This is a genomic window from Acinetobacter sp. ANC 7912, assembly GCF_039862785.1.
Lineage (GTDB): Bacteria > Pseudomonadota > Gammaproteobacteria > Pseudomonadales > Moraxellaceae > Acinetobacter > Acinetobacter thermotolerans.
Genome location: NZ_CP156795.1, coordinates 2,889,754 through 2,902,846, shown reverse-complemented (window position 1 = coordinate 2,902,846; position 13,093 = coordinate 2,889,754). Strand labels below are relative to the sequence as shown.

11 protein-coding genes are annotated in these 13,093 nt (G+C 45.9%); 5 read left to right on the top strand and 6 right to left on the bottom strand.

Going from position 1 to position 13,093, the window contains the following annotated elements; all coding sequences use genetic code 11:
- Window positions 1–12: 12 nt before the first annotated feature.
- Window positions 13–885, top strand: coding sequence for an SAM-dependent methyltransferase TehB (gene tehB / locus ABEF84_RS14185; RefSeq protein ID WP_034589130.1), 873 nt, complete (start codon window positions 13–15; stop codon window positions 883–885).
- A 74-nt stretch (window positions 886–959) separates the two neighbouring features.
- Here tehB and ABEF84_RS14180 read toward each other — a convergent pair whose 3' ends face one another.
- From ABEF84_RS14180 to fadB, 5 genes are all read right to left on the bottom strand, one after another.
- Window positions 960–1,487 (bottom strand): hypothetical protein, encoded by a 528-nt coding sequence (locus tag ABEF84_RS14180; protein WP_034589127.1) that lies wholly within the window; start codon window positions 1,485–1,487, stop codon window positions 960–962.
- A gap of 175 nt (window positions 1,488–1,662) precedes the next feature.
- Window positions 1,663–2,487: a hypothetical protein gene (locus tag ABEF84_RS14175; RefSeq protein WP_034589123.1), complete on the bottom strand. Its 825-nt coding sequence runs from the start codon at window positions 2,485–2,487 to the stop codon at window positions 1,663–1,665.
- Between the two features lie 91 nt (window positions 2,488–2,578).
- Complete coding sequence (locus tag ABEF84_RS14170) at window positions 2,579–3,541, bottom strand: IS30-like element IS18 family transposase (protein WP_075174500.1); 963 nt, start codon at window positions 3,539–3,541, stop codon at window positions 2,579–2,581.
- A 157-nt stretch (window positions 3,542–3,698) separates the two neighbouring features.
- Entirely contained in the window at window positions 3,699–4,871 is a 1,173-nt protein-coding gene (gene fadA, locus ABEF84_RS14165) for an acetyl-CoA C-acyltransferase FadA (RefSeq protein WP_034588021.1), read from the bottom strand.
- Window positions 4,872–4,883: 12 nt separating this feature from the next.
- Window positions 4,884–7,037: a fatty acid oxidation complex subunit alpha FadB gene (gene fadB, locus ABEF84_RS14160; protein ID WP_347454645.1), complete on the bottom strand. Its 2,154-nt coding sequence runs from the start codon at window positions 7,035–7,037 to the stop codon at window positions 4,884–4,886.
- A 473-nt stretch (window positions 7,038–7,510) separates the two neighbouring features.
- Here fadB and lpxO point away from each other — a divergent pair, with 473 nt between their 5' ends.
- Window positions 7,511–8,428, top strand: coding sequence for a lipid A hydroxylase LpxO (gene lpxO / locus ABEF84_RS14155; RefSeq protein ID WP_347454646.1), 918 nt, complete (start codon window positions 7,511–7,513; stop codon window positions 8,426–8,428).
- 109 nt (window positions 8,429–8,537) lie between these two features.
- Window positions 8,538–8,948 (top strand): PH domain-containing protein, encoded by a 411-nt coding sequence (locus ABEF84_RS14150; protein WP_034588025.1) that lies wholly within the window; start codon window positions 8,538–8,540, stop codon window positions 8,946–8,948.
- A gap of 42 nt (window positions 8,949–8,990) precedes the next feature.
- Here ABEF84_RS14150 and ABEF84_RS14145 read toward each other — a convergent pair whose 3' ends face one another.
- Window positions 8,991–10,043 carry an AAA family ATPase gene (locus ABEF84_RS14145; RefSeq protein ID WP_034588028.1) on the bottom strand — a complete coding sequence of 351 codons (1,053 nt, stop codon included), beginning with the start codon at window positions 10,041–10,043 and terminating at the stop codon, window positions 8,991–8,993.
- 226 nt (window positions 10,044–10,269) lie between these two features.
- Between ABEF84_RS14145 and uvrC the strand changes: the two genes are divergently transcribed.
- Window positions 10,270–12,069 carry an excinuclease ABC subunit UvrC gene (gene uvrC / locus ABEF84_RS14140; RefSeq protein WP_034588031.1) on the top strand — a complete coding sequence of 600 codons (1,800 nt, stop codon included), beginning with the start codon at window positions 10,270–10,272 and terminating at the stop codon, window positions 12,067–12,069.
- A 125-nt stretch (window positions 12,070–12,194) separates the two neighbouring features.
- Window positions 12,195–12,989, top strand: coding sequence for a thioesterase family protein (locus ABEF84_RS14135; protein WP_034588035.1), 795 nt, complete (start codon window positions 12,195–12,197; stop codon window positions 12,987–12,989).
- The last annotated feature ends 104 nt before the right edge of the window (window positions 12,990–13,093 follow it).

Here is a 13,093-nt window from a genome sequence, read left to right as displayed (position 1 = left end):
GAGCAATGCTGCATGACCCAGGATCTCGTCTGCTACAAAGAAATGCCGATCTGGACACAGGAGCGTATTCCGCAGGGTTTCCAGCGTCCGCATAATACCAAGACCGGCACCTGGGCCAAGCTGACAGTGTTAAAGGGTGAGCTGACCTTTGCCTTTGTCAATGAAAATGGCGAAATTCTGTCGACACATGTATTTAGTTCTGAGCAGCAACCACCGATGATCGAGCCACAGTGCTGGCATCAGATTGTTTCCAGCAGTCCAGATGTGGAATGCCAGCTGCGATTTTACTGCAGCAAGCAGGACTACTTTGCTAAAAAATATGGCCTGACCCCAACCCATTCTGAAATGGTGATGGCAAAGCCGTATCTGACTGGCGGACGTGCGCTGGATGTGGGCTGCGGGCAGGGCCGCAATGCGCTGTATCTTAACCAGATGGGTTATGAGGTAGATGCCTGGGATGTCAATCCGAATAGTCTGGATAAACTCAAGCAGATCATTGCGGTAGAAGGCATTCAAAATATTCAGGCGGCACAGCGGGACTTGAATGCTGATCCAAGCATTTCTGGCAGCTATGACTTTATCTGCTGTACCGTGGTGATGATGTTCCTTGAAGCCCAGACCGTTCCAGCCCTGATTGCCCAGATGCAGCAGGCGACCAAGCTCAATGGCTATAACCTGATTGTCTGTGTCATGGATACCGATGATATTCCGGCCCAGCCGGACTTTCCTTTTGCTTTTAAACCGGGTCAGTTAAGCGAACTGTATAAAGGCTGGAAGCTAATTAAATACAATGAAGATATTGGTGAGTTGCATCGGGTGGATGCACAGGGGAATAGAATCAAGCAGCATTTTGCCACCATGCTGGCGCAGAAAGTTTCCGCTTAATTTTTAAATATTTAAAAATATCAGCAATAAAAAAGGATGTCAGATGACATCCTTTTTGGGTTTAAAACGCAGGATTAAGCTGCTTTTTTAAACCAAGAGAAAAGACCTTTTTTTTCAGCTTTTACTACAGGTTGTTCAGCAGCTTTTGTGACTTCAGCTTTAGCTTCTTCAGTTTTCACCGCTGCAGTTTCTTTGACTTCTGCAGTTTTTGCAGCTGCATCGGCTTTTACTGCTTCAACTTTTGCTTCAGCCGCTTTTTCTGCTTGAGCTGGTGCAGCTTTTGCTGCTTCTACTTTTTTAGCTGCTTCAGTTGTTGCAGCAACAGCTTTGGCATCAGCCGCTTTTTTAGCTTCAGTTGCTTGTTGTTTAGCAGCATCTGCTTTTGCTACAGCAGCCTGTTTGTTAGCAGCTGCCTTCGCTGTAGCATCTTGTGCCTTAACAGTTGCAGTTGCTACTTTTGCTTGAGCTGGTGTAACGGCTTGAATAGCATTTGCTTGTACTTGCGCTTTCATTGCAGCAACAGGAGAAGTCGCTTCAGTAGCCATAGCAGAAGCTGAAGTTGCAACGATTGCAGTTGCAAGTAGTGTTTTAAGCATAGTCATGTTAAACCCCATAGGAGAAAAGGAGGGAAGAGATAGAAATATGATACGCCTATGAAATTTAACTAGCTGAGGAATAAGATTTTAATGGTTGAATATTCAACTAAATTTACAAAGGGATAACATTTGTATCTTTAATAAAAATCCCGCCAAAGCGGGATCTCTTTTATTTGTATTTTTAAAGGCCTAGTGGCTTTAACATATCTGGTGTATTTAAGCTCACAGGTTCAGTTTGGTAGAGCTTGCCATCAAACTTTTGCTGCTTTGACCAAAGAACTTGCTTTTTGTCCAAATCGACATATGACAACAAATAATATTGTCCTTCTTGAGGAATTGGATCACCTGTGGTGACTGTACCCATGGTGACCGCAGCTAAGGCAAGACTTCCTGCAATGTTGCCAATACGATTACCCAATGAAGGTTGCTGTCCCAAGACTTGCATCACCAACACTTTAGACGTGCCTAATAAAGGTTTTAATTGTTCAAGCTGGGCGTCAGTAATTTCAATATTTACCGGTTGATAATTATTACTGAAATTATAACGACCGATTCCGACTTTAAAAGTTTTCTGATGCAGCAGTTGCAGACTTACACCTTGCAGATCAGTTAATTGGGGCTGATTGGTTGCAAAGACAGGGTAAACCGCTAAATCCTCAGGTTTAGCATCTAGGTTTTGACGTTTTTTATAAGTCTGAATCACTTTCTTTTCAAAGAAACCACAATGCAACTGCTGGAAGTTTTGTGTGACCTTTATTTGATTGCGGTTTAATTGCTGTATCAATTCTTGCGTAATCGCAGTAGCTATCCGATTAGATGGCTCAAGTAAAATATGATTATTACCCACTTCCTTACGTAGCAGACAGGCATCTGTCAAAACCGCTACAGGTTGGGTTTTAAATTCTTTTTGAACTTGGGCAAAGTAATCAGATTTTGGTGCTTTTGGTGTACTCGCGCACCCCACAAGGCTCAAACTTAGAGTCGTAAATGCTAAATATTTTTTCATGGTTATTTTAAGGTTTTAGTCAGTATGCTGACACAGCATAAATAATAATTTCTATTTTTACAAAATCTTAACTGCATATTAAAAGGCGGATTCAAGCGGCAAGTGCAACAGTATAAAAACCAGCCATAACTTCACTCGGTGTATACCAACCTAGCGTTTTTCTAGGACGATGGTTGAGTGCAAATTCTATCTGCTCTATTTGTTCGTTTGACACGTCATCAAACGATGATGATTTTGGCAGATATTGACGGATTAAACCATTCGTATTTTCATTTCTAGCTCGCTGAATAGACTTGTAAGGATCAGCAAAATACGTCTCTATCCCGGCATCAGTAATTCTTTTGTGTTCGGAAAATTCTTTACCATTATCAAATGTCACACTATAAGCATGGCTCATTCGTAAACGATCTAACGCACAAGTAATCGTTTGAGAGGATGCTCTCGTTGATCCTAAATGAACAATATGTACATACAGGCTCTTTCGATCAACAAGGGTTAATAAAGCACCTTTATGATGTTTACCAATCACCGTGTCACCTTCGAAATCTCCTAAACGTTGTCGTTGATCAATGACCTGGTCTCGACAGTGAATACTTGTTTTATCAATGATTTGCCCCCTACGATCCGTGTTTTTGTAACCTCGTTTTCGATATTTCTTCTGATGCCTTAAGTGTAGATGGAGTTTACCGCCTTTTGATTTATCTTGATAAATGTACTGGTAAATCCACTCATGTGAAGGTACATCCAGCCAACCGCGTTGTGTTAAAGCACCTGAAATTTGTTCTGGTGACCAGTCCAAGCCAATTAAATAATCAATATAGGCGAAGGCAAATGCTGTCATTGATGAGGAAGGACGGTACCGTCTTTGACTTGCAAATTTAGCTGCCTGTTGAGCCCTATATCCACGTTGCCCAGTATTTCTTTTTAATTCACGGTAGATGGTTGATCGTGAACGCCCTAACTCCCGAGCAAGGTTAGCGATTGAGCTTTTACTTTTCAAAGTAGCATAAATTTCGTATCTTTCATCTTGAGAAAGTTGGGTGTATTTCTTCATTGTGTGCTTTCCAATTGCGAGTTGAAAAAGTCTAATGATTCTATGAATACACCTAACTTTTTCAACTAACTACAAATGTGTCGCACTTGGGATTTGAATCTGCGAAAATAAAAAATCCCCGCCGAAGCGAGGATTTTTTGATCGAAGTATTTAAGAATTAAACACGTTCGATAATGGTCGCGATACCTTGACCCAGACCAATACACATGGTCGCAAGACCGATTTGAGTATCTTGCTGCTCCATTACATTTAGCAGGGTAGTCGTGATACGTGCACCAGAACAACCCAATGGGTGACCCAACGCAATCGCACCACCGTTCAGGTTCACGATGTCCTGTTTTTCATACAGACCTAAGCCTTTCAGAACAGACAGACCTTGTGCAGCGAACGCTTCGTTCAGCTCAACGGTCTGCATGTCTTCAATTTTCAGGCCAGCACGTTTAAGCGCTTTCTGAGTTGCTGGTACAGGACCATAACCCATGATCGCAGCGTCACAGCCTGCAACCGCCATAGAACGGATCACTGCACGTGGTTTTAGACCAAGCGCCTGAGCACGTTCAGCAGACATCAGCAGCATTGCAGATGCACCGTCAGACAGCGCAGAAGAAGTCGCAGCAGTTACCGAACCACCTTTAGGGTCGAATACTGGTTTCAGTGCTTTGAACGCTTCCAGGTTCGCATCTGGACGGATTACTTCGTCGATGTCGCACAGTTTTCTAAAGCCGTTCGCATCATGACCTTCGATCCCGATGATTTCGTTCTTGAAACGGCCTTCCTGAGTTGCAGCCCAAGCACGGCGGTGAGATTCAACACCGAACGCATCTTGTTCTTCACGGGTAATGCCATTCATGCGACCTAACATTTCAGCAGTTAAGCCCATCATGTTAGATGCTTTTGCATAGTGTTTAGATGCTTCTGGGTTCAGGTCGATGCCGTGCATCATGCCAACGTGACCCATGTGTTCTACACCACCGATGATGAAGATATCACCCTGGCCAGTTGCGATTTGCGCAGCTGCGGTGTGGATTGCCTGCATAGAAGAACCACACAGACGGTTTACCGTTTGACCTGCAACAGTTTTAGGAAGATCCGCCAGCAACGCGATGTTACGCGCGATGTTCATGCCTTGTTCAAGCGTCTGGTTGACACAACCCCAGATCACGTCTTCAACTTCGTTGACATCGAATTGGTTACGAGCAACCAGCGCACGTACCAGTTCAGCAGAAAGGCTGTCAGCACGTACATTGCGGAACATACCATTTTTGGATTTACCCATTGCTGAACGTACGCCATCAACGATGACAACGTCACGTGGATTTAAAGTAGCCATTCACGTTGCTCCTTAACCGTAGAATTTTTTATTGTTAGCAGCCATGTCGCGCAGAGATTGCGGCGCTTCATAAGCTTTCCCTAAATGTGCGTACTTGTTGCAAAGCGCAACGTACTCAGCTACACCAGTTTGGTCGATGTAACGGCATGGGCCACCACGGAATGGAGGGAAGCCTACACCCATGATCATTGCCATGTCTGCTTCAGCAGGTGTTGCAACGATGTTGTCTTCCAGACAACGAACAGTTTCGTTACAGAATGCCAGCATCATGCGGTCAATGATCTCTTGCGGATCAAATTCACGTTTCTCAGCGGTTGCAACAGAAGCCACAAGTTCGTAAGCAGTTGGGTCAACCTGTTTCGCTTTCTTGCCTTTCTTGTCCAGTTCGTACTTGTAGAAACCAACGTCGTTTTTCTGACCTAGACGTTTGTTTTCGTACATCACCTGGATTGAACCTTTGAAGTCTGGCTTCATACGGTCCGGGAAGCCTTCCGCCATGACTTCTGCACCGTGAACGCCAGTGTCGATACCAACCACGTCCATCAGGTAAGCAGGGCCCATAGGCCAGCCGAATTTTTCCATCACTTTGTCAACTTGCTGGAAGTCAGCACCGTCTTTCAGTAACAGGTCAAATGCACCGAAGTAAGGGAACAGGACACGGTTTACCAAGAAGCCCGGGCAGTCGTTAACAACGATTGGTGTTTTACCCATCTTCTGAGCAAGAACAACGGTTGTCGCGATCGCTTCAGGAGAAGTTTTCTCACCGCGGATCACTTCGACCAGCGGCATCATGTGTACCGGGTTAAAGAAGTGCATACCCACGAAGTTCTCAGGACGCTCCAGGTTTTCAGCCAGACGCGTAATAGAGATCGTAGAAGTGTTAGAAGCAATGATCGTGTTTTCACGAACTTTCGCTTCAGTTTCTTTCAGTACGATACCTTTTACTTTAGGGTTTTCGGTTACCGCTTCGATCACGATATCCACTTCTTTAAACTCGTCATAGCTTAAAGTAGGACGGATGCGCGCAAGGGTTTCACCCATTTGTGCCGGTTTCATCTTCTTGCGTTCAACCTGCTTGGTCAGCAGTTTGTTTGCTTCAGACATACCCAGTGCAAGTTGTGGGTTACCGATGTCTTTCATAATGATAGGCGTGCCTTTGCTTGCCGCCTGGTAAGCAATACCGCCACCCATGATACCCGCGCCTAGAACAGCAGCCTGGTTTACAGGATGCGCACCTTTTTCATATTTCTTGGAAGTTTTCTTCACCACCTGGTCGTTCAGGAACAGGCCGATCAGCGCACCCGCTTGTGGAGTCACAGCAGCTTTCGCGAAACCTTGAGCTTCAGCTTTCAGTGCGTCGTTACGTGGAAGGCTTGCACCTGCCTGTAAAGAGTCCAGCATCAGCTTAGGCGCTGGGTATTGAGCAGGGTTTGCTTTTGCCAGTACTGCACCTTTCGCAGTATTGAACGCCATCATTTGCTCAAGCATGCTCAGTTTTACAGGATCAAGTTTTTCCTGACGTTTTGCTTTCCAGTCCAGACGACCTTCAATTGCCTGTTTCACCAGGTCAATTGCAGCTTCTTGCAGTTTGTCTGCAGCAACCACCGCATCTACAGCACCGTCTTTCAGTGCAGCAGCTGGCTTTTTAGGGTTCGCCATTGCCATCCATTCAACGGCATTGTCGATACCGATTACACGGCTTAAACGAACCGTACCGCCGAAACCAGGGAAGATACCCAGTTTGATTTCTGGAAGACCAACCTGTGCCTGTTCTGACATGACACGGTAGTCACATACCAGGCACATTTCGAAGCCGCCGCCCAATGCCATACCATTGATTGCAGCAACTTTAGGAATGTCTAAATCTTCAAAAGAGTTGAAAATGTCGTGAACAGGCAATGCCCATTCCACAATAGCTTGTTCGCCTTGTGCAAAGTTTTCACCAAACTCTGTGATATCTGCACCCACGATAAATGTCGATTTACCTGAAGTGACAATCAAACCTTTGATCTCAGCGTTTGATTTCACCGCTTCAATCGCAGCTTTGAAATCTTCAATTGTTGCACGGTTAAATTTGTTGACCGACTCACCTTGTAAGTCAAAGCGGAATTCTGCAATTCCGTCCGAAAGCATTTGGACGGTAATGGCATTGCCAGCGTGGATCATGCCTGATCTCCTTTATTCTGGAGGACTTCTAAGTTGATGTTCTGAAGCTTGTGCGCGTCTCCTGCGCACTTTTTTGCCTCGCTAATCTTACGATAACTATATCTAAAAAGAACATAACAAGTTGTATCAAGCCGTGACGCAAGGGTCATCTATTTTTGAACGGCTGAGACACATTTTTAGACGTCTTTTTAAAGTGATTGCGTTCACTGATCGTTGAAGATTTTGTTTCATCTCAATTTTTTTATTGAAACTTAAAGTGATATTGGGGGAAACAGGGGGATTTCAAGTCTTAGAAAACTTTAGTTTTCCTGTCAAAAAGGTCAATTGCCTAAATAACCACAATTTAAAAAAACGTGAATGGATATCTGTACCGATGGGTTGCACTGCTGGTTTTTTGATATTTGTTATAATGCGCGGCTTTAAAAATATGTAAATCCATTCAGGAACATCCTCCTGAAAGTTTAGGTAATTTTATGATCAAGTGGCTTATATTGGCGATATTTGTCATATCTGCCTTATATATTCAACAACGGGGTAAGGTACGTCATACGTTTTACCGACAGTTTTTCGACCATTCTACGATCCTGGCGCCGATTAACTTTTTGATGTACCTGTTTTCCAAAGTGCCCAACCAGCCTTATATCGACACCCAGCATTTCAAGGACCTGAAAGTTCTGGATGAAAACTGGGAAATGATTCGGGATGAAGCCAAAGCCTTATATGCCCAAGGTGGGATCAAGGCCTCCAGCAGTTATGATGATTTGGGCTTTAACTCTTTCTTTAAAACCGGCTGGAAGCGTTTTTACCTGAAATGGTATGACTCGGCACATCCTTCTGCGATGGAACTCTGCCCAAAAACGACAGCATTGTTAAAGACTCTGCCAACCATTAAAGCTGCCATGTTTACCGAACTGGCACCGGATAGCCGTCTGGTACGACACCGTGATCCGTATGCCGGTTCGTTGCGTTATCACCTGGGACTGATGACTCCAAATGATGACCGCTGCTTTATTGATGTCGATGGTCAGAAATATTCCTGGCGTGATGGCGAAAGTGTGGTGTTTGATGAAACCTACATCCACTATGCCGAAAACAAGACCGACCAGAACCGGATCATTTTCTTTGCCGATGTCGAACGCCCATTAAAGACCCGCTGGATGGAACGTTTTAACCACTGGTTTGGCAAGAACGTGATGACGGCTGCGAGTTCACCAAATGAAGCGGGGGATCAGACAGGCGGCCTGAACAAGGTCTTTGGTTATGTGTATCAGATCCGCATCAAAGCCAAAGCACTGAAGAAGAAAAACCGCACGCTGTACTATTTCCTGAAATGGTTCCTGATGTGGGGTATTTTCTTCCTGATCTTTATCCGGCCTTATGTGTTTCATTAAGTCACTGAAAAACGCGCTGTGGCGCGTTTTTTTATGCCAGAATCAACAGTAAAAGTAACTGAAATCAGGTATAAGTTTCAGTTGCACTGCAACACATGAGGGGGGGTGTATGCAGAAGTTTCGTTCCAAGAAAGACTGGTGGATTGTCGCCTTTATTGTCTGTATGTCAGGACTGTTATTGCAGTTATTACTGGTGATGCAGGCCAAAGGCACATTAGAACAGTATCCGCTACATTCTACGGTGTATATGCTGACTATTGCGGTGCTGTGGTGGCCTTTGCTCAGCACACGTTACATTGTTGAAAATGGCATCCTAACTGTTCGCAGTGTGTGGCTGAAATGGCAGATTCCATTGTCCAGTATCCAGCAGATCCAGCCGACTGATCTGTCCAGTATCGCCCCGGCTTTGTCTTTAAAGCGTCTAAAAATTGACTATGAAGAAAATGGGGTAAAGAAATTTATTTTGGTTTCTCCTAAAGATCAGGCGGCCTTTATTCAGGCAGTTCAACCTAAAGCCTAATCTTGAGAATTCTACCTCTGGTGATTTGGCTGGACTGAAAATTTAACTTGCAGGCTGAATCACCAGCTGACCATCGACACAGTCCAGGTTTAAAGTGAGCTGGTCTGGCTGATTCAAGAAATAGATCGCCAGAATTGGCTCCAGTTCAGTGCGCATTTTACGGCCCAGATGACGGGCACCATAGCGAATGTCATGACCCTGATAGAAATAGGCTTTGGCTGCATCGGTCAGGATCACTGTGCGTTTCTGGTGCTGCAGGCGTTTATTCAGTTTTTCCAGTTCAATTTCCACCAGACGCGGTAGGGCATCATTCTGCACTGCTTGATAGTGCAGGGTACGGTCAATGCGATTCAGAAATTCCGGATCAAACTTGCGCTGCATGACTTTTTCAATAATGCGCTTGGTCGGCATTTTTTTCAGACACAGCTCTTGCATTTTTTGTGGCAGGAAGCTGAGTTTTTCCAGATATTGCTGCGCCGCCTGAGCGCCGACATTACTGGTCATAAAGATCATGCAGTTACGGAAATCAATGGTCTTGGTGCCTGCGGTTAGGGTTAAACGCCCTGTATCCAGTACATTCATCAGGCCTCGAATGACTTCATTCGATGCCTTTTCCAGTTCATCAAACAGCATGATGCCTGGACGGGTGTGACTACCTGCAATGGCTGTTTCATCAAACAGGCTGTGACCTTCTTTGGAGCCAACATAACCCGGAGGTGCACCAGTCAGTGCAGCGGCATAGTGTTCCTGCGCTAGGGTATTCATATCAATCCGGCAGAAGGCATCCGGACGGCCATAAATCGCTTCGGCAATCAGGCGTACGGTTTCAGTTTTACCGACCCCGGTTGGCCCCAGCATCAGCGTGACAGACAGCGGACGCTCCGGGTTGGAAAAATCCGCCTTGACCACATGCAGCATTTTCTCAATTTCATCCAGTGCTGCATCTTGTCCGATAATGCGCTCACGCAACAGCTGCATTACTTCTTTGGGCTCAAAATGGAAGCGTGGCTTGCCAATCAGGCGGTCACGTTCCGAAGCGCTATGCGTAGAAGTGGCAGGTCGAACAATATGTGGACCAGAGGACTGCACGGTCATCCTGAAAATCTCAAACTGGGATGCGCTGAGCATAGCAAAGATATCAATTGAAAATTATAGCTTTTAGCAATCAAATCATTATGCTCAGCTTATAAATTCATCAGGATGTCTGCTTGGCAAAAACAGCGAATGCATAGCTTTGATGGTAATTTTGTCAACATGCTTGAAAATCAGGCATCAAGCATCACATTATTCTGCATATTGCATGTGAAAAAATAGGTAGCAGGTGAACGAGAACGCGCGTCCCCATATTGAAAAAATCCTGGCGAATATGACCACGCTTCCGGGGGTGTACCGGATGTATGGCAAGGATGGCGAACTGCTGTATGTGGGCAAGGCGAAAAACCTGAAAAATCGCGTTTCCAGCTACTTTGTCAAGACGATTGAGCACCCAAAAACTCAGGCGTTGGTGGCCCGCATTTACGATATTCAGACCTTGGTGGTGCGCTCTGAAACCGAAGCGCTGCTGCTGGAACAGAACCTGATCAAGCTGCATCGTCCGCCGTATAACATCATGCTGCGTGACGACAAATCCTATGTCTATATTTTTATATCCAGTGACAAGCCTTATCCGCGCATTGCCGCAGGGCGGGGCAAAGGCAAGCATCAGGCGGGCAAGTTTTTTGGGCCTTATCCCAGTGCCTACAATGCCCGCGATACGCTGGTGATCCTGCAAAAACTGTTCAATGTGCGTCAATGTGAAAACAGCTATTTTGCCCAGCGCAAGCGTCCGTGTCTGCAATACCAGATTAAGCGTTGTTCCGGTCCCTGTGTGGGCCTGATTTCACCTGAGGATTATCAGGAAGACGTGAATAACTCGATCCGCTTTCTGCAAGGCGATACCAAGGAGCTGAACCAGCAGTTGATCGCCAAGATGGAAGAGGCGGCAGAAAAGCTCGAATTTGAAAAAGCGGTGTTCTACCGCGATCGTATGGCTTTGTTGCGTGATGTGCAGGCCCAGCAAGCAATTTACAAAGTGAAAGGCGAAGCGGATATTTTGGCGATTGCCCACCAGGCTGGGGTGACCTGTGTACAGATCATGCATGTGCGCAATGGCAAGATGCTCGGCGGCAAGAGCTATTTCCCGGATATGCAGGGTGATGATCTGGGCCAGATGCTGAATGACTTTATTGCCAATTTCTACTTCCAAGTTGCCGATGAAATTCCGGCAGAACTGATCGTCAATGTCGATGTGACTGATCGCAAGGAGTTGGAGCAGGCTTTATCTCAGCATTTTGAAAAGAAAATTCAGATCAAGTCCAAGGTGCGGGAAACCCGGGCGGAATGGCTGGAGTTGGCACAGATGAATGTGCTGCAAGGCATCAAGACCAAGCTGGCCAATCACTTTGAGCTGAATGAACGTTTTCATCAGCTGGAGCAGGTGGTGGGTCGTCCAATAGACCGAATTGAATGTTTTGATATCTCACATACCATGGGCGAAGAAACCGTAGCGTCTTGTGTGGTGTTTGATTCAGGTGGTGCACGGAAACGTGATTATCGCCAGTTTTCTATCCAAGACATCCAGGCAGGCGATGACTATGCCGCGATGCGTCAGGCACTGACCCGACGTTATAAGAAGCACATGCTGCCAGACCTGTTGCTGATTGATGGTGGTAAAGGACAGCTACACATGGCGATGGAAGTCATGCAAGATCTTGGTCTGGAGGCCTTTATGGTCGGTGTATCCAAAGGTGAAGGGCGTAAACCGGGTCTGGAAACTCTACACTTTACCGATGGTACCAAGATTCAGTTGCCGGAGGATCACAAGGCACTGCACCTGATCCAGCAGGTGCGGGATGAAGCACACCGTTTTGCCATTACCCGACATCGTGCCAAACGTGATAAGAAACGTGGCTCATCGGTGCTGGAAGTGATTCCGGGTCTGGGGCCGAAACGCCGTCGTGACCTGCTGACCCATTTTGGCGGGATTCAGGGGGTGCTAAAAGCCTCGGAAAAAGATTTACAATTGGTACCTGGGCTGGGGGAGGTGATGGCACGCACCATTTATAAAGTCCTGCATGAATAAAACTGGTATCAAAAACAGCCCACTGATTAGCCAAAATGCTCAGTGACGAGCGAGTCATTGGACATTCACATCCTGTACGTTTTGTTGAATGATACCGAAATTCAATAACAATACAGGGATGAACCATGGCACTGAATCAGGTGTATGCTGCAATCGCAACTGAAGAATGGGTGGATATTCCGGAAGGCTGGCTACAGGGAAGAACCATTTATGGTGGTCTGGCTGCGGCACTGATGATGCAAAAGGCAGTTTTGACCATTAGCGATCCAGCCAAACGTTTATTAAGCACGAGCGTTACTTTTGTTGGCCCATTGCAGCAACGTCCGGTAAGACTCACCGCCGAAATCCTGCGTGAAGGAAAATCAGTAACCACGGTTGAAGTGCGTTTGTGGCAGGATGATGCCGTGCAAAGCATTCTGCTTGCCAGCTTCGGTGTTGCACGTGAATCCAGTATCGAGGTCAGCCAAGAAGCACAGGCACCCGATTATCCAGCACCTGAAACCCTGTTCAAAATTCCCGAGCATTTCAACTTGCCTGAGTGCTTCGTTAACTTTGATCTGGTCTGGGCAGAGATGAACTTGCCTTGTACAGGAAGTTCACATCCAGACTTTGGTGGTTGGTGTCGTTTTAATCCTGAACGGCATCCGGAGCGGAATTTTGAACTGGCCGATCTGATGGCACTCTTTGATATCTGGCCACCCGGTGTGCTACCGATGTTCAAGCAAATTGCACCAGCTAGCAGCCTGACCTGGACCGTCACCCATGTGCATCCCTTAAAGCATCAGCTGAATAATTGGTTTAAATATAAAGTGTTTACCGATCATGCTGCAGATGGTTATTCCACTGAACATGCCTATCTCTGGGATGAAGAAAATCGCCTGATTGCGATTGCCAGACAGACAGTGACGGTCTTTGCCTAGTGACACTACAGGTCAATTCGTATAAAGTGAAGTTATATTAACGATGGATTAAACCTCAATAAAAATGTGCATTTTCATCGTACATGAGGGGAACAATTGGCGGT

What these genes read in the sequence shown, in the direction of transcription:
- ABEF84_RS14135 (WP_034588035.1), top strand. Translation starts at nt 12,195, where the DNA reads ATGGCACTGAATCAGGTGTATGCTGCAATCGCAACTGAAGAATGGGTG.
- lpxO (WP_347454646.1), top strand. Translation starts at nt 7,511, where the DNA reads ATGATCAAGTGGCTTATATTGGCGATATTTGTCATATCTGCCTTATAT.
- fadB (WP_347454645.1), bottom strand. Translation starts at nt 7,037, where the DNA reads ATGATCCACGCTGGCAATGCCATTACCGTCCAAATGCTTTCGGACGGA.
- ABEF84_RS14145 (WP_034588028.1), bottom strand. Translation starts at nt 10,043, where the DNA reads ATGACCGTGCAGTCCTCTGGTCCACATATTGTTCGACCTGCCACTTCT.
- ABEF84_RS14180 (WP_034589127.1), bottom strand. Translation starts at nt 1,487, where the DNA reads ATGACTATGCTTAAAACACTACTTGCAACTGCAATCGTTGCAACTTCA.
- fadA (WP_034588021.1), bottom strand. Translation starts at nt 4,871, where the DNA reads ATGGCTACTTTAAATCCACGTGACGTTGTCATCGTTGATGGCGTACGT.
- tehB (WP_034589130.1), top strand. Translation starts at nt 13, where the DNA reads ATGACCCAGGATCTCGTCTGCTACAAAGAAATGCCGATCTGGACACAG.
- ABEF84_RS14150 (WP_034588025.1), top strand. Translation starts at nt 8,538, where the DNA reads ATGCAGAAGTTTCGTTCCAAGAAAGACTGGTGGATTGTCGCCTTTATT.
- ABEF84_RS14175 (WP_034589123.1), bottom strand. Translation starts at nt 2,487, where the DNA reads ATGAAAAAATATTTAGCATTTACGACTCTAAGTTTGAGCCTTGTGGGG.
- ABEF84_RS14170 (WP_075174500.1), bottom strand. Translation starts at nt 3,541, where the DNA reads ATGAAGAAATACACCCAACTTTCTCAAGATGAAAGATACGAAATTTAT.